The sequence below is a fragment of the Marinobacterium sediminicola genome (assembly GCF_022343685.1).
GTDB classification, from domain to species: domain Bacteria; phylum Pseudomonadota; class Gammaproteobacteria; order Pseudomonadales; family Balneatricaceae; genus Marinobacterium; species Marinobacterium sediminicola.
This window is the reverse complement of sequence record NZ_CP092123.1, coordinates 2,019,738-2,040,861: the sequence shown is the minus strand read 5'-3', so window position 1 is coordinate 2,040,861 and position 21,124 is coordinate 2,019,738. Positions and strand designations below refer to the sequence as shown.

Here is a 21,124-nt window from a genome sequence, read left to right as displayed (position 1 = left end):
GGCCGGATTTTTTTGATGCGTCACAGCCGCAGCGACATTCTGCCGCCGAGGTTACGGCTTAGTGGTGATGGCCACCCGCACCGTGAGCATGACCGTGCTCGAGTTCTTCCTCGGTAGCATCACGTACTTCAACAACTTCAACGTCGAAGGTCAGGGTCTGACCGGCCAACGGGTGGTTGCCGTCCAAAGTGATACTGTCTCCTTCGACCTTTACTACAGTAACCGGCTGCTCGCCCCAGGGAGTCTGCGCCATGAACTGCATGCCGATCTGGATGTCATCGATACCGGTGAAGGCGCTGCGGTCAACGTCCTGAACCAGTTCTTCACGCACCGGGCCGTAACCTTCTTCAGGCTCAACGGTCACTTTCAGGCTGTCACCAACGGATTTTCCGACCAGCGCATTTTCCAGACCAGGAATGATGTTGCTGGCACCCTGCAGGTAAGCCAGAGGCTCCTGACCATTGGAGCTGTCCAGTACGTTGCCTTCGGCATTGGTCAGTGTGTAGTGAATCGATACGACGGTTTTTTCGGCGATCTGCATCAGGTGTCTCCTGGTTGCAAGGAGATGCTTCGATGCTCAGGCTACCAGTGACATGGCCCCTGCCAGTGATGACACAGGGCTCAATGAGCCGGTAACAGGGCAGCTTGGCAGGGCTCCCGGTTGGTTTGAGAGACATGCTAACGGTCGTGTCCCAAGGGTGCAACCTGAAACCTGCCCGTGAGTGATCCCACCTTGTAAAAAATGCGTAATTGCGAAATTTGGACGGGAGAACACGATGTTCGCGGACGAACGAATTGCAGTGATCGGTGCCGGGCTTGCCGGGTGTCTGGTAGCGCGTCAGTTGGCTGACCGGGGGGGGATGCCAGAGGTCTTCGAAAAAAGCCGCGGAACCGGTGGCCGGCTTGCTGCAGCACGTTTGGGTGGTGCGTCGGCAGATCTGGGTGCTGCCCTGATCGATTCCAAGGCAGCCATGCACCTGCTCGATGCGAGGGCACAGCTGCCGTTGGAGCAATGGCCTCACAAACGATCAGATATGAAATTGATGACCTGTGCAGAAGAGGAAGGCTGGGTGCCAATGCCGCGTGCCAGTTCGTTGACGCGTGCTTTGTTGGAAGGTGTGCCGCTATACACTGAAACGCGCATCGTTGCTCTAGAAGAACATAATCAGGGTGGCTGGTGGCTACATACAGAGGCGGGTGAGACAAAAGGACCCTATACGCGTGTTGTACTCGCCGTGCCGGCTCCTCAGGCGGTGCCATTACTGGCGGCTTCTGACCCGTTGCAGCGAGCAGCCTCGAGTGCACGCATGACGCCATCCTGGGTGTCGCTGCTGGAACTGCCTGAAAGGCCAGTCAAGCTGGCTGAAGTGGATGTGCTTGAAGGTGACCATCCGATACTGGCGCGTATCTGTCGTGACAGTAGCAAGCCCGGTCGCTCAGGTGAAATTTGGCAGCTGCAGGCCAATACTCGATGGTCGGAGCAATATGTGGATGCCGACCCTGGTTGGGTGGGCCAGCAGTTGATCGGGGCGCTTTCGGCACTGCTGGGAGAATCCGTGAAGCCAGACGCTCTGCGTGTGCATAGGTGGCTCTATTCCAACGTTGAGTCGAGCCAGAAAATAAGGCCGGTTTCTTCTTGCGGCAGTCTGGCGGTATGTGGTGACTGGGTGTGTGGTCAGGGGATTCTGGCAGCGGTAGAGAGCGCTAATCTCTTGATCCGGGCACTGGAGACGAATGACTGAGCGCTGTTAGACTTGCGACCACATTAGGAGGGCGTGGTTGTGGTTGAAACACTAAGGACACATATTGATCAAGCACTGAAATCGCTGTCATCAGTGCTTCTGGGCAAGGAGCGGCAGGTAAGGCTGGCGCTGACCTGCCTGTTGGCCGAGGGGCATCTGCTGATCGAGGATTTGCCCGGCATGGGGAAGACGACGCTTGCTCACGCGCTGGCCCGAGTGCTGGGCCTGGATGACAAACGTATTCAGTTCACCAGTGATATGCTGCCGGCCGACATCATCGGTGTATCCATTTTCGAACCTCGAGAGAGTCAATTCCGCTTCCACCCGGGTCCGGTGTTCACCCAGCTGCTGCTGGCCGACGAAATCAATCGTGCAACACCGAAGACGCAGTCTGCCCTACTGGAAGCAATGGAGGAAGGGCAGGTCAGCGTGGAGGGAGAGTCTTACACCCTGCCCAGGCCTTTTTTCGTGATCGCCACTCAGAACCCTTCCAGCCAGTTCGGGACATTTCCGCTACCGGAATCCCAACTGGATCGTTTCTTGATGCGTGTCACCCTGGGTTATCCGGCGCCCGAAGTGGAGCGTGAGCTTTTGGCGGGCGGTGGTACACGTGAGCGCGCACAGCAGCTGGAACAGTGTTTGACGCCCCCGCAGCTGAAACAGGTGCAGGAGGGCTGTCGTCAGGTGCACGCCTCGGCAAGTCTGATCGACTATGTTCAACGATTGCTGCAATACACCCGTGAGTCCGAAGAGTTCAGCTATGGTGTGTCGCCCCGGGGCGGCTTGGCTTTGCTGCGTTGCGCACGCTGCTGGGCCTGGCTGGCAGGGCGTGACCATGTGGTTCCCGAAGATGTACAGGCTGTGCTGGGGGCCGTGGTAGCGCATCGTGTTCGCTCGGCAAGTGACCTGTCTGGGCATGAAGGTGAACGTTTGGTTGCAAGGCTGCTGGCTGAGGTTGATGTCATTGGCCACTGAGTTGCGTCGATACCTGCAGACAAAAATCAGGCAGTGGACACTTGCGCGTCAGCGGCGTGCGCCGTCACATACCCTGACTCAGAATCGTATCTTTATCCTGCCCACGAAAGCCGGTTGTGCCTGGTTGCTGTTGCTGCTCATGCTGCTGGTTATGGCGATCAACTACGAAAACAACCTGATCTATGCGGTGACGTTCCTGCTGTTGGGCGTTTTCCTGACGGCCATTTTCCACACCTATGCGAATCTGGCTGGTATTGAAGTAAAGGCGCTGCCCTCCCGACCCTGTTTTGCCGGACGACAGGCCGAGTTTGAACTGGAGCTGCAGCGTCACTCGACCCGCTGTTTTGAACAGCTTCACCTCAGGCTTGAGTCATCTGAGGAGACTCAGGTCGTTGATCTGCTGAATGACCGTCAAAGAGTGCGGCTGTATTGCCCGGCACCAAGGCGAGGCTGGCTGAGCCCTGGAGGGGTTAAGCTGGAAACCTGTTATCCGTTGGGGCTATTTCGTGCCTGGTCATGGCTGAATCTTGAGATTAAGACACTCGTCTATCCCGAGTTGTTGGTCACGCCTTTGCCAAGCTCGTTACAGGAGCCGTCAGCCAAAGGATGTGATCGCATGAGTACCCGAAGTGGTGACGATGACTTTGCCGGCCTCGAACGTTTTCAAGCGGGCATGTCTCCCCGTCAGGTCGACTGGAAGAGCTATGCGCGGGGCAGGGGGCTGCACGCCAAACACTTCGCAGGACACCAGGACCCGGATCTATGGCTCGATCTTGATGCAATGGGGGGCGAAGCGCTGGAACGGAGGCTGTCGCGGCTCGCGGCCTGGGTTGAGGCCTTGTCTGTACGCGAAGTGAGGTTCGGACTTCGTTTGGGTAGCTTTAGCCTGGCACCGGCCATGGGGGAGTCACATAGAAGCCGCTCGCTTGCCGCCTTGGCACTTTACGGTCTGGAGGATCGTGAATGAAAGGTGGGCTCATAAGCCGTACGGCGGTCGGTTGGCAGTTGCTTGTGGTGCTGTTATCGGTGTTACCCCATATGGAGTGGCTGCCATTATGGGTGCCTGCGCTGGTGGTCAGCACCGCTGGCGCAAGGTTGATGATTCACAGCGGGCGCTGGTCTTTCCCTCACTGGTCAGTCAAGACCGCATTGGTCATTGCTGCCTGTATGGGCCTGATTCTCAGTTTCAATCAAACGGCAGGACCTGAAACCATGGTGGCGCTGCTGGTTGTCGGCCAAGCGTTGAAACTGTTGGAGATTTATCATCGAAGAGATGCCCTTGTGGTGCTCTTTGTCACTCTGTTCGTGACGGCGACCACGTTTCTGTTCAATGAAACGGTTTGGATGGCCGCTTATGTTTTTCTGGTCGTGACGCTGGTACTGGCCGCGATGAACAGTATTCAGCAATCCGATCATAATAACCTGTATGCAGACCATCTCAGGAATGCGGTACGACTTTTGTTTCCGGCGATTCCCTTTATGCTGGTACTGTTTTTTCTGTTCCCCCGCCTGGAGCCCTTTTGGTCTGTAACGCTCGATACGGGGCAAGCCCAAACCGGTTTGTCTGACGAGCTGTCACCGGGTGATGTCAGTAAGCTGGCACAGTCAAGTGCGCTTGCCTTCCGTGCCTCATTCTCCGGGCCTGTGCCGCCTCCCGAGCAGCGTTATTGGCGCATGCTGGTTTTGAGTGAGTTCGATGGACGTCGCTGGACTCGACCGGCACTTCAAGTGCGCCGTCAGTTGAGGACCGAAAAACTGTATCCACTGGTTGAAGGGCAAAATTATGAAGTGATTATGGAAGCCAGTGGTCGACCCTGGTTGCCTGCATTGGATCAGCCCATGAAGGCCGAGGCTGGATTTTTCATGACACCTGTCAGGACGTTGCGTGCGAGTCAGGCAGTTGATCGTCGTCTTCAATACCGGCTCCAGTCGGTGCCTCTTTACCGGCTTCAGCCTTTGCTGACAGCTCAAGAGGAACAGCGTTATCTGCAGTTGCCGGCAAGGGGTAACTCGGACAGCCGGGAGTTGGCACGTCAACTGGTGGCAGACAGTGGCGGTGATACGAGCCGGGTGATTCGACAGTTGATGGAGCTTTTCAATCGGGAATTCATTTATACGCTGGAGCCCGGCCGGCTTGGGCGAGACAGTGTGGATCAGTTCTTATTCGAAGCCAAGCAGGGATACTGTGAGCATTTTGCCAGCGCGACTGTATTCGTCTTGCGCAGTGCCGGCATACCGGCCCGTGTAGTAACCGGGTATCAAGGAGGTGAGTGGAACCCCTATGAAGGGTATCTTCAGGTACGTCAGTATGATGCCCATGCCTGGGTTGAATACTGGACTCCCGGTTCAGGTTGGCAGCGACTCGATCCGACCGCAGCGGTTGCACCGGAACGCATTCGGTCCTCGGCGCAGGAGTATTTTCGTGCCTATGAAAACCGTTTCGCCGGGGCTGTCTCGAGATTGGGGGCTGGTTGGCTGCGCGATCTGGCGCAACGTTATGATGCCTTCAATTATGCCTGGCATCGATGGGTGCTGAATTATGAAGGGCAGCAGGCAGACCTGCTCCGTGATTGGCTGGGTGGTGGTGAGCAATGGCGGCAAGTGCTGGCATGGATAGTGCCGAGTGCTATGGTTTTTGGTGGCCTCGCCTGGTATCTGATGAGACCCCGTCGGGCATCACCCCGGGATCCTCTGGAGCGTGTGTTGCAACGTTTGCAGCAGCGCTTGTCTGTATTGGGTAATGAGCGCTTGCCGGCTGAGTCGCTGTCAATGTGGCTGCGGCGATCCGCTGATGACTGGCCGCGGCAGAAGGGTATGCTTCTGAAGCTGGCGCTGCTGGATGATCGACTGCGTTATGCGGAACAGGCAGACCCTGAGCAACGCGGTGAAATGATCCATTTGAGTCGACAATTATTGAGAGAGCTACCTCGCGGGAAAAGGCATGAATCCTGAATACCAGTTGCTGCTCAGCGCCAGGCGCAAGACTCTGTCCATTCAGGTACGCGATGGTCAGGTGATCGTGCGCGCGCCTGAGCGAGCCAGTCAGGCGGTGGTGGAGGCCTTTGTGCAAAGTCGCCGGGAATGGATCCACCGACATCAGCAGCGACAGCAGAATGAAATCGAAGCCTTGCGCATATGCCTTCACCAGGGAGGCGCTGTGCCCTGGAACGGCGAGATGCTTGCCCTGAACTGGAAACGTGGGTCTGCCAGCGGAGTCGAGCGGGGAGTTGGGAGCATTCATGTGACTCTGTCACACCGGGTACGTCGCAACGAAACAGATGCAGTGGCAGAACAGTTGAGGCGTTGGTTCTCCTCACAGGCGGAGGAACTGTTGATTGCACGAACTCACGAGATATCTGCCCGGACGGGTCTGGTCCCCACTGAAATAGGCATTGGCAACTGGCGAGGGCGCTGGGGGCAATGCTCAAGTCGTGGTGAGGTGAAGCTGAACTGGCGGCTGTTGCATCTGCCAGCAGAACTGCAGGACTATGTGATCCTGCATGAACTTTGCCACCTGCGGTATCTCAATCATGGCCCCTCATTTCATGCCTTAATGTTGCAGCATTGCAAGGAGCACAGAAACCTGTATCGAAAAATGCAACGTTATACGTCCTGGCTGAGGTGGTGAACGATACCTTCGGAGGATGGTGATTGATTGAAGGCTGTGGCAAAAATAACACACCTGTTACGTGGGGCCATTGGATTGGCGCAAATCCGTGATAACGATAATTAACGGGATGACCATGAGCCTTTACACTGCAATAGAAAAAGCGGCATTCAATACACTGACAAAGAAAATAGTAGGTAACGTGCTTTTCCTGCTATTGCCACATTTAATCCTTATTGTCCTTGGCAGCTATTTTGCGGCCGATATCCGTCAGGTGGTGGCTAATCTGGCGCTTAGCCCAGACCAGCAGCAGGCGATAGAAGGCAGCCTGTCCGCATTGCTGTGGACGACGGGTATCACTATCAGTGTGGCGTTGGTAGCAGGTATCGGAACCATCTTTTTCATGCGTCATCTGTTTTTGCGTCCGATCCGAGAAATCACCAATGTCTTAAGAGCGATCAAGGACAAGGATGGCGATATCTCAGGCACCTTGCCAGAGTATACCCACGACGAGATATCCGAGATGGCAGCGGCATATAACGAGTTTGCCGACAGCCTCAAGAAGATGATTGCTGAGAGCCAGCGTCGTTCAGTCAGCGTGGCGCTGTCCGCAACTCGTCTGCAGAAAGTCGTCATGCAGGCGCATGCCTCTGCCGAAAACCAGGAGCAGCAGGCACAGCTGGTGTTTCAGTCCAGCCAGGAATCCACTCAGGCGATTGATGAGATCGCCGGCAGCACTCTGACAATCAGCGAGCAGAATAACAGCAACATGCAAGAGGTTCATGCCTCACGAGATGAACTGCGTCGTGTACATGAGCAGGTCAGTGCTGTATGTGAACTGGCTGCCGGTTTCCAGCAGACGGTGGACAAGCTCAGTGAAAATTCCGGTAATATCACCAATATTCTGTCAATGGTTAAGGACTTTTCGGATCAGACTAACCTGCTTGCGTTGAATGCTTCCATTGAGGCCGCGCGTGCTGGAGAAGCTGGACGGGGCTTTGCCGTAGTGGCAGACGAGGTGAGAACGCTGTCACAGAAAGTCAGTATTGCGACTCAGGAGATTGATAAGAACATCAGTGAGATGTCTTCACTGGTGGACGATACCCGCTCCAGTGCGCATAACATTCTGGAATACGTCGAAAATACCGATCGCTTTATTACTTCTACCAACGAGCAGTTTGCGCGCATGGTTTCTGATTTCGAGGAGGTCAATGCCCAGTTGACCGGAATCAGTGCCGCAATTGATGAACTGTCTCATACCAACCGAGAGTCTCATGGACATGTGCAGTCGATCACAGAGCTGTCGACCGAGATTCGTGACGAAATGGCAGAATCCCGCAGTTACTCTGAACGACTGGAGATTTCCACCGAGGAAACCCAGGAGCTGCTGTCACGCTTTGTAATCGGTTATGGTGGCTTTGAACGCATGATTCAGACCGGCAAGCAATGGAGCCAGCAAACGGTCGCAGCCATGGAACAGCTGCAGGCGGAAGGGGTTAATCTGTTCGATCACAACTATCGCCGTACCAATGAGGGTCAGACCCCCGAGAAGTTTGACTGCAGTTACACGGATCGTTTTGAAAGGGTGCTGCAACCGATGTTCGATCGCTTCATTTCCGAGCGTCCGGAATTTATCTATGCGATTGCAGTTGATCGCAACGGCTATGCACCTGCGCATCATGCCAAGGTTTCCAAACCGATGACTGGCGATCCCAAGGTCGACAATCTTCAGAGCCGTCATCGCCGTATCTTTGCGGGCAACCGTGCTGAGAAGCGTCGTGCTTCACATACTTCACCGTTCCTGCTGCAGACCTTTATTCGTGATACGGGCGAGGTTTTGAATGACCTGTCGATTCCGCTTTACATCGACGGCAAGCACTGGGGGGCTTTGATCATGGGCTTCAATCCTGAACAGCTGCTCAAGGATGTAAACTGATCGAAAGGTAACTGTGGCACCGATCTACTGATCGGTGCCCGTGGTGAACTGACGAACCATCTGTTTCAGAGTGTCATAGTTAAGCGGTTTATTGCAGATGGCAGAGACCTCGGCGCTCTGAATGGCGGCCAAACGGCTCTCATTCTGTTCGGAAGTAACCATCATGACCGGAACTGTCGGCTGGTCGCTGTAGTGTCGAATGTGTTCGACCAGTTCAAGGCCGTCAATGTTCGGCATGTTGTAGTCTGAAATTACCAAATCGAAGCGACGCTGCTTCATGATCTGCAAGGCTTCAGCTCCATCCTTGGCTTCCAGAATATGCTCGATGCCGATGGCGTTCAGGCCCTTGCGGATGTACTTGCGTGACATGGAGCTGTCGTCAACGATCAGAATCTGCATGAACTCCAGGTCTGAGTGCTCTTCATTCTCAAGCTCATAGAGATCACGAATGTAATGCATGGTGTTGCGCAAAGCGGTTGCCAGCTCTTCCTTGCGGAACGGCTTGGGCAATATGGCGATGGCACCGGCCTGACGAATCGGTTCCAGGTAGCGGTAGTGCGTCTCCGAAGAGATCAGCAGGAAGGTAACATCCATCAGATCCGGACTCTTTCGCATCTGGGTAACCAGATCGGTGCCGGTCATGTCCGGAAGGTGCATGGACGAAACGACAATATCAGGCACCACCTGCTGCATACGTTCAAGTGCAGGCGCCGCCTCCTCAAAAGCCTCTATCTCTTTGAGGCCGATCTCACGCAGATAGTCAATGATGATCGTGCGTTGCAGCTTGGAAGGCTCAATCACCAGTACCAGCAGTTCATCGAGAGTCATATTCTGTTTCATCCAGTTAAGGCGGCAGATCAATACAGGTGGTAAACCCTGTATTGTGCAATATACAAAAACTGAGCCTCAGTGTCTCAAATTATGCACGCTAAATCTTCCTCTTCAGGTTTACGCGTTCTTGGTTCTGAGCGGTTCAATGGAGCCGCTGGCTTGCATAGGGACGCAGGAACGCCTTAAATGAGCGATCGTTTTATATGAGATTGTTATATGAATAGAGATGTTTGGCTGTTGGCGCTTTGTCAGGCGTTGCTCAATACCGGCAATGTGTTGCTGGTGTCAGTCAATGCTCTGATCGGGCAGCAGCTAGCCCCATCGGAAGCGCTGATTACCTTGCCTGTTGCTTTTCAGTTTGTCGGCTTGATGTTGGCAACGATTCCGGCATCACTGATCATGCAACGTATCGGTCGGCGCAATGGCTTCCTGCTGGGTAATTGCATAGGACTTGCGGGTGCAATCACCTGTTTGCTGGCGTTGCAGGTTGCTTCATTTTCGCTTTTCTGTCTCGGGACATCGCTCTTGGGCGTTGGCATAGGGTTTGGCATGCTCTACCGCTTTGCGGCGGTGGAGGTCTGCGAAAAGGGCTATGAGAGCCGTGCGATCTCAATGGTGATGCTGGGTGGCATCATCGCTGCAGTACTGGGACCCAACCTGGCCGTTTACAGCCGATCAGTGTTGTGGGAGGTCGATTTCAGTGGGGCTTTTGCCGTTTTGGCTGGGGTCTATTTGCTGGCGCTCATGCTGCTGATGTGGATTCGTATTCCACCCATGCCACGCGACATCCAGGGCAGCACGCGACCACTCAAAATAATCATGTTGCAGCCTCGTTTCCTGATGGCCGTGCTGGCTGGCATGGTCAGTTTTGCAGTCATGAATCTGCTGATGACCGCAACACCTTTGGCGATGGGACGGTGCGGCTATAGTTTTTCCAGTGCTGCCAATGTCATTGAATGGCATGTGCTGGGCATGTATTTACCATCATTTTTTACCGGTCACTTGATCCGCCGTTATGGTGAAGTACTGTTGATGAAAACCGGTGCCGTGATCATGCTGATCTGTATCGCCATCAACTTGCATGGACAGACTGAGTGGCACTTCTGGACCGCCTTGCTCCTTCTGGGCGTAGGCTGGAATTGGATGTTCATCTGTGCAACATCCTTCCTGACGAAGGCCTATGAGCCGGCAGAAAAGGCCAAGGCACAGGCTGCCAACGAATTTCTGGTGTTTGGCATGGTGACCTGTTCGGCTCTGGCGGCCGGTTGGCTGGAAGCCAGTGTCGGCTGGGCGACCATGAACGTGTTGATGATCCCTGTGGTGGCCATTACGCTGGTGGCATTGTTTATGCTGGAATCGGTAAGGCGCGACGCTGAAGCCGTTGTGCAGCCATTGAAGGTAAGTTGAACCATGTGTGAACTCCTGGCGATCACCACTTCAGAGCCCGTTGAGCTGTCTTTGTCACTGGCCCGTTTTGCTCGGCATGGAGGCCGGGATGGGCTTCATGGTGACGGCTGGGGCTTCGCCTGGTACGAACAGGGCGACGTTCAGCTGATTCGAGAGGCCGGAGCTTGTGCACATAGCGAAACAGCTCGTTGGTTGACCGAGCGTCACCGCCCATCTCAGTTGTTTCTTGGTCATATTCGCCATGCGACCCAGGGAGAAATTGCGCTGCGAAATACTCAGCCGTTCCAGCGAGAGACGGGTGGGGCGACACATCTTTTTGCGCATAATGGTGATCTGAACAGGTTTATTCATAATCCCAAGCGCTTTCCGAGCGGTCATTTTCGGCCTGTAGGAGAAACGGATTCTGAACGGGCTTTTTGCGTGTTGATGGCACGTATGGCCGCGGTTTGGCAGGAGGGGCGTCCTGAGTCGGATGTGCGGCTGGCAGTGGTGGCAGACTTTGCAGCCCGCCTGCGCCAGCTGGGGCCCGCAAACTTCCTCTATTCAGACGGTGAATTACTGTTCGCGCACAGCGATCGCCGGCGCCAGGCCAGTGGTGAGATCTCGGCCCCCGGGCTGCACTTGCTTCAGTGCGAAGCCAGTGGCAGTCGCGATATTGATGGCCTTCAGCTCGAGCAGCGTGAAGGCGTGTCAACGGTCATGCTGGCAAGCGTCCCGCTGGATGACCGTCCCTGGGAGCCCTTGCCCGAAGGTGAGGTGTTGATGTTCAGAGATGGTGTGCTACTGGAAACTTGCCCGCGGCTGACTCTCTGGCACGAAACCCTGGAAGCAATGACCGACTAGGGGGCTTCCTCACTGGTAATGGCGGCCGGGTCGTTGGCCGACAGGCGGCGTACAGCCTTCTGCAGAACAAGGTTGTTCGGGTAGTGAATGGTTTCCCCATTGTCACATTGAATGTGCAGGTGAAAGAGGCTTATCTCGGTGATCACACCGGTAATATCATCATCCTTGTCCAGGATCTTGATGCGATCACCGATACGGTAGGGAAAAGCAAAGAAAATGATGATGCTGCCGGTAATGTTGCTCAGGATTGACCATTGGGCAAAGAGCGCCACACCGATGACGGCGAAGGCCGACGAGAACAGAATCATCAGTTCGGCATAATCCACGCCCCAGATAATACAGATCAGCATCACCGTGATAATCAGTTGCAGCAGGCCGAAAAAGCGTTTGACCATCAGCAGGCGGCGGTTGGCAACCTGCTTCTGAAGACCGATACGGTCCAGAATCCGGCTGCTGATCCAGCGTGCGGCAAAGAGCGCGCCAATCGCAACCGCCGTCAAGGTGAGCTGTGTCTCCCACATGTTCAGACTCCTGTCCTGATTCAGCGAATGCAGTTCACCAGATACGTAATCTCCGGACTGCAGCTTTGAGGGTTTAACAGACTGTGCGGCAGGTAGGCAGGTGATTCAACGAGTCCACGTGCCAGCAGTTCATTGATCAATGGAAGGTAAGTGAACCCGGTCTTACCCACGTACAGACCAGTGATATCTCCTTCGCGCCATAGCTTCAGTGCCTGGCTGAAGCCGCTCAGATACAGGTGGTCCTTGGTAAATCCTCCGCCACGGTGAACGCGAGCCGTAATCTTGAACGCCTCCTCCTCCTGGCAGTGGTAATCCTCGACCAGCGTGCGCCAGGTCCGACAGAAGTCGTTGTAACGCAGCATCTGGTCAACCGCAATCACTCTAAGAGCAAGCGTTTTCAGTCGCTTCAGTGTCATATGGCCGCAGAGGTACTCGCTCAGGATTGCCAGCCCTTCTTGAGCATGGGTGTTGCCCGGCAGACCAAGGGTAAACACTTTCAGGGGCTGTGCTGCGGCATTGAGCGACGTTACCATGTGCACACCCAGTTCGTGGTGGGCCAGAGCATGCAGTTCAGACTCACTGGCACTGGTGCTGCGGCGAACCAGGAGGGCTTTTCGGCCATTGTTGACCATTGCTTGAGCCAGCAGCCGATCCGACAGTTCCACTCGACATTCGAGCCCCCACTCCTGAGCTTTCTGCTCAAAAAACGGGATCATTTCGTCGGCGCTATAGCGCCGTCCGTTGCTTTCCTCTGGCCTGTCCATGGCATGCAGCAGAAAACGCGCATTGGCCAGGTCTTCCGGTGTCGGCTCACCATAGTAACGCAGCGAATTGTAGAGGAAGCGATCACTGCCGATGCTGACCAATAGGTCGATACGCTCGGCAAGCGCATCGATCACCTCGCGATAGAGCTGGCGCAAGGCCGGATCGCGGATGCGGTCAACGGGAAGGCGATAGAGTTGCTCCCGGTGTACATAGGGGTCAATGCGCAATTGACGATAGCGAAACTGCGGCTGGTAGCGCCCCTTGCTGCGCATAAATTGGCGTTCTTCCCGAGCAATATTGATCGGGTTGATGTAGAGCAGAGTTTCCAGTCCTTTCGCCAGTTTCTTCAGCGCGCGGTCAACCCTGAGAACCTCTTTGGGCAGCTCACTGGGCATCAGGTCGTGCCCACTCAATGGGCGGTTGGACCCCTGGCGGGCCAAAGTTGCGGCCGCTTCATACAGACTGCTGTGCAGGCCATTACGCAATGCGTCGACAACCAGCGGGTACAGGTTGCCACTGCTATCCCTGAAGATAGGATCAATCTGTAAAGGGACTGTCAGCGTTTGTTCGTGTCGTGTGTTGACGTGGGCGCTGAGGTAGTCGCCCTGATAAGCAGACTCGCCACTGGATGTGCTGACTTCCTGATGAGGTAGCTCAATGGCCTGCAGTTGATCGCGCAGGCAGTTGATGACCGTCTCGCCCTCCGGCATCCGTACCTGGCTATCGATGATATGGAAGACGCCGCTGTCGCTGTCGAAGCTACGAGGCTGGCTGTTGAGGTCAACCAACAGACACTGGCCATGATCTTCCTCCAGTGCATCCAGAAGAGAATCCAGCAGATGATAGAAGCGCTGATGGCGTCGGTGGGCGTACTGCTGCATCGCCTTGGTTGGCGGTCGCCGCCAAAGGCTTCGACCGTCCAGCCGTTTCCGCATGCATTGAGTCAATGAGAAGTTCAAATCACAGGCCAGACGTGATTCTTCAGCGATCAATGTGATCGGCAGCAAGTCAGCCAGTTCTGCCGTCCCTGTAGACTCGAAAAGACGCCGCTGTTCACTACTGATCAGCAGTCGTTTCTCTACATCAGCCTTGAGCTGGGTGCCAGAGTGCAAAACGGTACAAACCAGCGGAACGTATTCATCGATTCTGATTACCAGGCCGCCATTACGAAGCCGTGCATGAACCGGTTCTCGATTCTGGATGCGGGCTAGAATGGCGGCTTCAGACAGCGTCTGCATCTTCGATCACCTTGCGGAAGGCACTCTTGCGTTGTTCAACCATGTTACGAGCCTCGATCACATTCTCGACAAAGTCGATTACCTGGCGCTGCAGGCGAACACGATTGAGCTTATTGATGCGTACGATGCCGCCCGGTGCCATGACGTTGACCTCAATCAGTTTGCCATTGATTACATCCAGACCGGTGAAGTAAAGGCCGTCGCGAACCAGTTTGGGACCGATGCTGCGACATAGTTCCAGCTCTTCTTTGCTCAGAGTATGTTTCACCACACGGCCACCGGCGTGAACATTGGAGCGGACGTCATTATCTGCAGGAATGCGGCGCATTGCGCCAATCGGCTCACCATTCAGCATCAGGATGCGAACGTCACCGTTTTCTGCGCCATCGACATATTCCTGAAGAATAACGTAGTTGCTGTTGCTGCCGCTACCAATGTAGAAATCCAGCAGGGAGCGGAAGCTCTGGCGTGCGCTTTTCTCGATCACGATCACGCCCTTGCCGCCAAAACCGTTCAGGGGTTTGAGGATCATGCGCTCGCCTGGTGACTCCTCGAGGGCTTTTTCCAGGTATTCCTTGTTCTTGGACACGTGGGTGACAGGCATGTACTTGGATGCGGGACCATTGAAGGCAGCGGTATAAAGTTTGTTGTTACCGATACGTAACCCGTCCAACCCATTCATGATGAAAACATCACCATGAATCGAATCAAGGAAGTTGAGCACAATCGTGTCCAATGGCGGGTTCAGGCGAACGATGATGGCATCAAAACCGGCCAGCGGAAGTCGGCTGCGGCGGAATTCGGCATGACGGTAGAATGACGGAATATTTTCCGATACCTTGCCCTTGCGCAATACGTTGCAGAAAGCGCTGCTGATGTTGTCACGGATGGTCAGGTTCGCCGGAGACGTGATGGCAACAGTGTGACCCCGTAAGGCGGCCTCATGGACCATGCGCAGGGTAGTGTCGGTATCCGGTTTAACCTGTTCCCAGGGGTACATCAGAAAGCAGATTTTCATCATCATTCTCCTGCAGACAGATGAGTGTAGCGGGCGACATGGCGTGCCCTTGGCAATGGCTGTCGGCGTTGGGTAATCAAATAGGAAATGTGCCAGGGCTCAGGGCTGAGCGACCTGTGGCAAGTGCGCGCATTGGACGCCATAACCCCGTGTTGGGCAAGCACTTTTGTGCCCGCAATACGTTATTTTTTTTCATCTATCGTTGGCAGTATAGTGCCTGATTTCACAATGATGGCGCAGATGCCATAAAGTGATAAAAATGCGCTGGTGCCAAAGCCCTGTGGAGCTTAATATCGCGCCATCTTTTTTCAGGAGTTGCATAACCGATGCTGGGCTGGATTCTGTACAAGTCCGATCATACTCTGGTCAAACAGGAAACTTACGAAATAGAGCGACTGGTCGCTCAAGCCAGTGCGCACGGCATTGATATCAAGGTCTATACCCCAGAGGCTTTCGACCTCACAGTCACCCGTGATGACCGTAACAGTGTCATGATTGATGGTGAGCCAACACCGCTGCCGGATTTCTTTCTGCCGCGTATGGGGGCCGGGACCAACTATTTTGCACTGGCCGTCATTCGGCACCTTGAGCGCCTGGGGGTGCACAGCTTCAATTCGGCCGAGAGTATCGATACGGTCAAGGACAAACTCTACAGTCATCAGATTCTGGCGCAGAATGGCTTGCCGGTGCCGAAAACGATGCTGGTCAAGTTCCCGGTTAATCCGGAACTGGTCAAGAAACAGATTGGCTTTCCCGTCGTGGTTAAAACCCTGTCGGGCTCTCAGGGCAGTGGCGTTTTCCTGTGTGAGACGCTGAGCCACTTCGAGGACCTGATGCAGTTGGTAGAAGTGACCAACCCCAAGGCGAACATCATTCTGCAGGAGTTCATTGCCGACAGTCGTGGGCGGGATCTGCGCGTCATCGTGATCGGCGGTCGTGCCGTGGCCTGTATGGAGCGAATAGCGGAAGAAGGCAGCTTCAAGGCCAACTTCTCAAGGGGCGCATCGGTTCGAGAATTTCCAATGACGCCTGAAGTGGAATGGCTGGCGATCGAGACAGCCAGAGTGCTCGGGTTGGAGATCGCCGGAGTAGACCTGCTGTTTGCCGGTGATCACTACAAGGTTTGTGAAGCCAACTCTTCACCTGGGTTCGAGGGTGTCGAAAGCTGCTGTGAAGTGGACGTTGTCAACGAAATCTACAACTTCCTCAGAATCCGGTTGGGGCACTTCCAGTAAGTTGAAGGCGCTCATTGAGCGCCTTCTGTTTCCTCGTCCGGCAGGTTGGGGCGTTTGTCCTGCCTCCACCCGACCTGCTCCAGTACCGGCGCAACCAATGCGCGCACTTCGGCTTCACTGCTGCACTGACGACTTTGCTCCAGCAGATCCGAAAGCGATTCGCGACTGATCGAGCGGATCAACAACTTTACTCGTGGGATGTTATAGGCGCTCAGACTCAGGCAGCGATACCCCATGGCCACCAGCAGAAGCACGGCTGCAGGGTCTGAGGCCATTTCTCCGCAGAGTGAAACCGGAAGCGAGAGCGCTTCACACTGCTGCTGGATTTGTTCCAGCGCAACCAGCACAGCCGGGTGCAAGTGGTCAAACAGGTTGGAAACCCGCGGGTTATTACGGTCGACGGCCAGCAGGTATTGGGTCAAGTCATTGGAGCCGATCGATACAAAGTCGATATAAGGTGCCAGTCTCGGCAGCAGCAGCATGGCAGATGGCACTTCGATCATCATGCCGATTTCCGGCATGCGAACGGCAAAGCCTTCTCGGGTCAGTGCATCAACCGACTTTTCCACGTAACGGCGAAAGCTCTGCATCTCGTCAACGCGGCTGACCATGGGGACCAGCAAGCGCAGGTTGTTGTTATCTACATCAGCACGCAGCATGGCGCGGATCTGGGCAATCAACAGCTGGGCGTTATCCAGACTGAAGCGGATGCCGCGCCAGCCCAAATAGGGATTGGTCTCTGTGATATCGAAGTAAGGGAGCTGTTTGTCACCACCGATATCCAGGGTGCGCATGCTGACTGGCCGCGGTGCATAGGCTTCCAGAACCTTGTGATAGAGCATGAATTGCTCATGCTCGGTCGGGAAGCTGTCATGAATCATGAACGGGATTTCGGATCGGTACAGCCCAACGCCTTCTGCACCCCGCTGCAAGCCAGGAGTCGCGTCGGCCAAGAGGCCTGTATTGGTCAGCAGGCTGACTGTGAAACCGTCCGTTGTCACTGCCGGCTGGTCACGAAGACGCTCAAGTCCCTGCATGAAGCGTTGTTCTTCGTCGATCATGCGACGATATTCGGTCAAAAGTGCCGCTGGAGGATTCAGCACGCATTCGGCTCGGTGACCGTCAGCGATCAGCATGGCGCCTTTATGTTGCTCCGGCTCAAACTGCTCGACGCCCATAACGGCGGGTATGCCCAGCGCATTGGCCAGAATGGCAGTATGAGAAAGTGTTGACCCCTGAGTGCAGATGATGCCGTGAATCTGGTGTAGCGGAAAATCAGCGAGATCGGCAATACTGATCAGCTCGCCTGCCAGTATGAGCGCTTCATCAGGGGTCTCCATGGATGGCCGCTCACGTGAAATCAACTGATTCAGAATACGCTGGCCAATATTGCAGATGTCCTCGGCACGGGCTTTAAGATAGGGATCATCGGCTTGTCTGAACTGCTCGGCCATGGCCGTGATGGTTTGCTTGAGCGCCCAGGGAGCATTGTCACCTGCATCAATACGTGCGGTGATCTGCTGGCTCAATTCAGGACTCTGCAGCATCATCTGATAGACATTGAAGAGGGCATGCAGGTCGCCCGGGAGGTGTTGGCCCAGATGGCCGGAGCCGGATTCCAGCTCCTCGCTGACCGCCGCGATCGCCTCGGTAATGGCAGTCTTATCCTTTTCCGGCTCAGCGGTGCAGGCGGCGCGTACCTGGTCAAGCGAAAGATGTGGCCGCACAAGCCAGAGCTTGCCCAGTCCCAGTCCCGGTGCACCCTTGAGACCATGAAACCGCCGGTATCCCCCCCGTGTGCTCTTTTTTTCATACCAGCCGCCTTTGCTTTGCAGCTGTGACAAGGTGCCGGCCAGCTGAGAAGCAACGGTAATCAGGAAGGCTTCGGCTTCCTGAGGGAAGGGCTCACGCTCTCGTCCCTGAATCACCAAAACGCCGATCAATTTCCGCAGGTGTAGCAGCGGGACACCCAGGAAACGGTGGTAAGGCATTTCATGGGTTTCGGGAATGAAGACAAAGCGATCATCTGCAGGGGCGTCGCCAAGGTTCAGGGTGCTAAGGGATGCGGCAATGTGACCTACCAGACCTTCGTCCAGCCCCAGTTTCGCCTTGCCAACAGACTGTGGAGACAGTCCTTCGGTAGCGGCAAGAATGAGATGCTGAAAGTCAGGTGTGCACAAGTACAGGCTGCAGACCTCAACGTGCATGATATCCCGCAGGCGCTGGACAATATTGCTCATCACCGTTCTGGGATCTCCGGTGCGGGCAATCTGTTCAACGATGGAGGTCAAGGCACTGAGAGAGGGTTGCTGCATCACCGTAATTCCGAGTCTTGCGGGGTAGGTGCTTGATGCTGGCACAGTGGGCGAATCAGGGCAATCCTTCTAAGAAAGTAAATGATTGGGAGCTGATCCTTATCTGCCCTCAAATTGAAACAGCTGTGATATTCTGCGTCAATGAACGATAACTCCCGACATACAACTCCACTGAAAGTGGCCTCTATCTGTCAGCCTGACATCATCAGCATCGAGCTGGGTGAGTCGCTGGCTCGAGCGCTGGAGCTCATGGTTGCGTACCATGTTGGCTCCGTTGTGGTTGAAGAGTTGGGTCTGGCTCAGGGGGTTCTCACTCGGCGGCAGGCGATAGGGATGGCGCTATCTGACCAAGGCGATGTGGCGATAACCCGAGAGGCGTTGCAGCCAATCCCGAAGGTCAATGCCGATCTGGAGCTTGGTGAGTTGGGACTTGAGCTGATCAGCAAGAACGTCAACCATGCGATGGTGTATTCAGCCGCGGGGGAGCGGCTGGGTATTGTCAGCCAGAGTGATATCGTCAATCACCAAGGGCTGGAGCATGACCTTTTCTTGAAGCCTCTGCAGGAAGTTACACATTACGAAGTGCTGCGTTTGAGCAAGCACTGCAGTTTCCGCAAGGCAATGGAGCGGATGCACGGAGTCAACTACTCCGCAGTTCTGGTTGGCGAAGAAGAGAGCGGGTGGCAAATCATGACGGAAACGGATGTTGTTCGTTTCCTGAGAGCAGGTGTGGACCCGGACTCGGCTTTGGAAGATCTCGAACTGCCACGCCTGATTTGTGTCGACAGTGACATGAGTCTCTTCAATGTGCGCAGCTATTTCAAACGTCATGAATTTCGCCATATCGGTGTCCGGGATGCCTCCGGGAAAGTGGTGGGGTTGGCTTCCTACGCCGACATTTTGCGCAGTGTTGAAATGGACTACGTGTACCGCTTACGCGAGTTGTTGAATGATCACAGTCGTGCTCTGAAACAGTCACAGCATGACCTGAGGCTCATTGAGAAAGTGATCAATGCCTCCCGAGAAGGAGTCGTCATCACCGATGCCGATGGCTGCATACAGAGTGTGAACCCTGCGTTTACGCTGATCACCGGTTATGAAGCCTGGGAAGCTCTGGGCAATAATCCGAGCATGCTCAGTTCGGGGCGTCATGATAAGCAATTTTACAGCGAACTTTGGCAGACACTGGTGGAAGACGGTAGCTGGCAAGGCGAGATCTGGAACCGGCGAAAAGACGGCAGTGTATATCCTGAGTGGCTCAGCATCACCGCGATTGAAAATGATCAGGGTCTGGTCTGCCAGTATGCCGCGATTTTCCACGACCTGACCGAATTAAAGCGGTCTCAGGCCAGAATGCAACAGCTGTCCTGGTTTGACGCGGTGACGGGGCTCGCCAACCGGCGCTTGTTCGAAGACCGCTTGCAGTTGGCATACAACTACAGTCGAGAACAAGGGCAAATGATGGCATTGCTTGCGCTTGATATTGACCTGTTCAAACAAATAAATGACCGCTTTGGTCATAAAGGCGGCGACTTGTTGTTGCAGCAGGTTGCCGAGCGAATTGGGGCGACCCTTGGCGATCGTGGAACCGCAGCACGTCCTGCGGGGGATGAGTTCAATATCATCCTGACAGAAGTGGCGGATACGAGCGAATTAACGGCCTTTCTGGATGAGTTGACCCGTGTATTGTCGATGCCTTTCTGGCTTGAACGCGATGAAGTTCGTGTGATGGTCAGTATCGGTGTGGCCGTTGCTCCAGGTGATGCGGGTTCCGGTGAAGCGCTTATTCGCTGTGCTGAAATTGCGTTACAGCATTCCAAGGAGCAGGGGCGAAACAGTATTTGCTTCTTCTCACCGGCCCAGCATGAAGCGACCCTAAGCCGCTATCGTATAGCCGGGCTATTGCAGCAAGCGCTTGATAATGATGAGTTCCACATGGTGTATCAGCCTCAGATCGAGGTCGACTCCGGAAAGCTGATCGGTGTGGAAGCCTTGATACGCTGGTATAGCCCTCAGCTTGGGCAGGTGTCACCGGAAGTCTTTATTCCGGTTGCGGAAGATGCCGGTCTGATCGAGGCCGTTGGCTACTGGGCGCTGGAACAGTCTATCGCTGAAACGATGAAGTGGCTTGAGAAGGGTCTTGAACTGAAAATTTCAGTGAACTTCTCTGCAAGGCAGTTTCAGCGTGGGGAAGTGGCCAGTCGATTGCTGGCTTTGCTGAACAAGTATCAGTTGCCAGCGGAGCTGTTTGTCGTTGAGTTGACCGAAACCTGCTTCGTGCATAGTGCCGAGGCAACCGAGTGCGAGCTGGTTCGGCTTCGTGAGCACGGCGTGCGCATTGCCATTGATGATTTTGGTACCGGCTTTTCGAGTCTGAGTTATATCCGCAATATGTCGCTGGACATGATCAAGATTGACCGCAGTTTCATCAGTCAGATTAATGCTGAGAATTCAGGTGGGCGGCTGGTACAAGCCATGATAGACATGAGTCATGCCATGGAGCTGGAGGTTGTTGCTGAAGGAGTGGAGTCTGCGCAAGATCTTGCGGTGCTTAAACAGCTTGGCTGTGACATGGCACAGGGATACCATATTGCGCGTCCCATGACAGCAAGCGACCTGGAGGGCTGGGCCATGAGTTATGAGCCTGGTCAGGCGAGCGGCTGAGGCATCTGATCCATGTATGAACGGAGT

Annotated in this window: 16 protein-coding genes; 10 read left to right on the top strand and 6 right to left on the bottom strand. The window is 54.9% G+C overall.

The features are described 5' to 3' along the window. Positions 1 to 58: 58 nt before the first annotated feature. Positions 59 to 541, bottom strand: a complete 483-nt coding sequence (locus LN244_RS09470; protein ID WP_239039554.1) for an FKBP-type peptidyl-prolyl cis-trans isomerase — start codon at positions 539 to 541, stop codon at positions 59 to 61. 235 nt (positions 542 to 776) lie between these two features. Here LN244_RS09470 and LN244_RS09465 point away from each other — a divergent pair, with 235 nt between their 5' ends. From LN244_RS09465 to LN244_RS09440, 6 genes are all read left to right on the top strand, one after another. Continuing rightward, entirely contained in the window at positions 777 to 1,742 is a 966-nt protein-coding gene (locus tag LN244_RS09465; protein ID WP_239039553.1) for an NAD(P)/FAD-dependent oxidoreductase, read from the top strand. 39 nt (positions 1,743 to 1,781) lie between these two features. Beyond that, positions 1,782 to 2,717, top strand: a complete 936-nt coding sequence (locus LN244_RS09460; RefSeq protein WP_239039552.1) for an AAA family ATPase — start codon at positions 1,782 to 1,784, stop codon at positions 2,715 to 2,717. Further along, positions 2,701 to 3,684 (top strand): DUF58 domain-containing protein, encoded by a 984-nt coding sequence (locus LN244_RS09455; protein ID WP_239039551.1) that lies wholly within the window; start codon positions 2,701 to 2,703, stop codon positions 3,682 to 3,684. Before LN244_RS09460 ends, LN244_RS09455 begins: the two co-directional genes overlap by 17 nt. After that, entirely contained in the window at positions 3,681 to 5,669 is a 1,989-nt protein-coding gene (locus LN244_RS09450) for a transglutaminase family protein (protein ID WP_239039550.1), read from the top strand. Before LN244_RS09455 ends, LN244_RS09450 begins: the two co-directional genes overlap by 4 nt. Beyond that, on the top strand, positions 5,659 to 6,345 hold the full coding sequence (locus tag LN244_RS09445; RefSeq protein ID WP_239039549.1) for a M48 family metallopeptidase: 687 nt from the start codon (positions 5,659 to 5,661) through the stop codon (positions 6,343 to 6,345). The genes LN244_RS09450 and LN244_RS09445 overlap by 11 nt, the downstream gene beginning before the upstream one ends. A gap of 115 nt (positions 6,346 to 6,460) precedes the next feature. Then, positions 6,461 to 8,260 carry a methyl-accepting chemotaxis protein gene (locus LN244_RS09440; RefSeq protein ID WP_239039548.1) on the top strand — a complete coding sequence of 600 codons (1,800 nt, stop codon included), beginning with the start codon at positions 6,461 to 6,463 and terminating at the stop codon, positions 8,258 to 8,260. A 24-nt stretch (positions 8,261 to 8,284) separates the two neighbouring features. Here LN244_RS09440 and LN244_RS09435 read toward each other — a convergent pair whose 3' ends face one another. Next, the gene (locus LN244_RS09435) at positions 8,285 to 9,088 is read right to left on the bottom strand and encodes a response regulator (RefSeq protein WP_239039547.1); all 804 of its coding nucleotides are present in this window, start codon (positions 9,086 to 9,088) and stop codon (positions 8,285 to 8,287) included. Between the two features lie 219 nt (positions 9,089 to 9,307). On the opposite strand from LN244_RS09435, the gene LN244_RS09430 reads away from it, so the two are divergent. Together LN244_RS09430 and LN244_RS09425 are read left to right on the top strand one after the other, a co-directional pair. Then, positions 9,308 to 10,498, top strand: a complete 1,191-nt coding sequence (locus LN244_RS09430) for an MFS transporter (protein ID WP_239039546.1) — start codon at positions 9,308 to 9,310, stop codon at positions 10,496 to 10,498. A 3-nt stretch (positions 10,499 to 10,501) separates the two neighbouring features. Further along, positions 10,502 to 11,341: a class II glutamine amidotransferase gene (locus tag LN244_RS09425; RefSeq protein WP_239039545.1), complete on the top strand. Its 840-nt coding sequence runs from the start codon at positions 10,502 to 10,504 to the stop codon at positions 11,339 to 11,341. On the opposite strand, the gene LN244_RS09420 is transcribed toward LN244_RS09425, so the two are convergent. From LN244_RS09420 to LN244_RS09410, 3 genes are read right to left on the bottom strand one after another with little or no spacing between them, the layout of a single operon-like run. Beyond that, on the bottom strand, positions 11,338 to 11,862 hold the full coding sequence (locus LN244_RS09420) for a mechanosensitive ion channel domain-containing protein (protein ID WP_239039544.1): 525 nt from the start codon (positions 11,860 to 11,862) through the stop codon (positions 11,338 to 11,340). The genes LN244_RS09425 and LN244_RS09420 overlap by 4 nt on opposite strands. Before the next feature lie 20 nt (positions 11,863 to 11,882). Further along, the gene (locus tag LN244_RS09415) at positions 11,883 to 13,865 is read right to left on the bottom strand and encodes a flavohemoglobin expression-modulating QEGLA motif protein (RefSeq protein WP_239039543.1); all 1,983 of its coding nucleotides are present in this window, start codon (positions 13,863 to 13,865) and stop codon (positions 11,883 to 11,885) included. After that, positions 13,849 to 14,883 (bottom strand): glutathione synthetase, encoded by a 1,035-nt coding sequence (locus tag LN244_RS09410; RefSeq protein WP_239039542.1) that lies wholly within the window; start codon positions 14,881 to 14,883, stop codon positions 13,849 to 13,851. Before LN244_RS09410 ends, LN244_RS09415 begins: the two co-directional genes overlap by 17 nt. A gap of 326 nt (positions 14,884 to 15,209) precedes the next feature. Here LN244_RS09410 and LN244_RS09405 point away from each other — a divergent pair, with 326 nt between their 5' ends. Then, entirely contained in the window at positions 15,210 to 16,118 is a 909-nt protein-coding gene (locus LN244_RS09405) for an ATP-grasp domain-containing protein (RefSeq protein WP_239039541.1), read from the top strand. An 11-nt stretch (positions 16,119 to 16,129) separates the two neighbouring features. Here the strand turns inward: LN244_RS09405 and ptsP are convergent, their stop codons facing one another. Beyond that, positions 16,130 to 18,433: a phosphoenolpyruvate--protein phosphotransferase gene (gene ptsP / locus LN244_RS09400; protein ID WP_239039540.1), complete on the bottom strand. Its 2,304-nt coding sequence runs from the start codon at positions 18,431 to 18,433 to the stop codon at positions 16,130 to 16,132. 141 nt (positions 18,434 to 18,574) lie between these two features. Here ptsP and LN244_RS09395 point away from each other — a divergent pair, with 141 nt between their 5' ends. Next, positions 18,575 to 21,097, top strand: coding sequence for an EAL domain-containing protein (locus tag LN244_RS09395; RefSeq protein WP_239039539.1), 2,523 nt, complete (start codon positions 18,575 to 18,577; stop codon positions 21,095 to 21,097). Positions 21,098 to 21,124: the final 27 nt, after the last annotated feature.

Excerpts from the sequence above, each read along its gene's own strand:
- LN244_RS09470 (WP_239039554.1), bottom strand. The coding sequence starts at position 541 with ATGCAGATCGCCGAAAAAACCGTCGTATCGATTCACTACACACTGACC.
- LN244_RS09465 (WP_239039553.1), top strand. The coding sequence starts at position 777 with ATGTTCGCGGACGAACGAATTGCAGTGATCGGTGCCGGGCTTGCCGGG.
- LN244_RS09455 (WP_239039551.1), top strand. The coding sequence starts at position 2,701 with ATGTCATTGGCCACTGAGTTGCGTCGATACCTGCAGACAAAAATCAGG.
- LN244_RS09450 (WP_239039550.1), top strand. The coding sequence starts at position 3,681 with ATGAAAGGTGGGCTCATAAGCCGTACGGCGGTCGGTTGGCAGTTGCTT.
- LN244_RS09445 (WP_239039549.1), top strand. The coding sequence starts at position 5,659 with ATGAATCCTGAATACCAGTTGCTGCTCAGCGCCAGGCGCAAGACTCTG.
- LN244_RS09440 (WP_239039548.1), top strand. The coding sequence starts at position 6,461 with ATGAGCCTTTACACTGCAATAGAAAAAGCGGCATTCAATACACTGACA.
- LN244_RS09435 (WP_239039547.1), bottom strand. The coding sequence starts at position 9,088 with ATGACTCTCGATGAACTGCTGGTACTGGTGATTGAGCCTTCCAAGCTG.
- LN244_RS09430 (WP_239039546.1), top strand. The coding sequence starts at position 9,308 with ATGAATAGAGATGTTTGGCTGTTGGCGCTTTGTCAGGCGTTGCTCAAT.
- LN244_RS09425 (WP_239039545.1), top strand. The coding sequence starts at position 10,502 with ATGTGTGAACTCCTGGCGATCACCACTTCAGAGCCCGTTGAGCTGTCT.
- LN244_RS09420 (WP_239039544.1), bottom strand. The coding sequence starts at position 11,862 with ATGTGGGAGACACAGCTCACCTTGACGGCGGTTGCGATTGGCGCGCTC.
- LN244_RS09415 (WP_239039543.1), bottom strand. The coding sequence starts at position 13,865 with ATGCAGACGCTGTCTGAAGCCGCCATTCTAGCCCGCATCCAGAATCGA.
- LN244_RS09410 (WP_239039542.1), bottom strand. The coding sequence starts at position 14,883 with ATGAAAATCTGCTTTCTGATGTACCCCTGGGAACAGGTTAAACCGGAT.
- LN244_RS09405 (WP_239039541.1), top strand. The coding sequence starts at position 15,210 with ATGCTGGGCTGGATTCTGTACAAGTCCGATCATACTCTGGTCAAACAG.
- ptsP (WP_239039540.1), bottom strand. The coding sequence starts at position 18,433 with ATGCAGCAACCCTCTCTCAGTGCCTTGACCTCCATCGTTGAACAGATT.
- LN244_RS09395 (WP_239039539.1), top strand. The coding sequence starts at position 18,575 with ATGAACGATAACTCCCGACATACAACTCCACTGAAAGTGGCCTCTATC.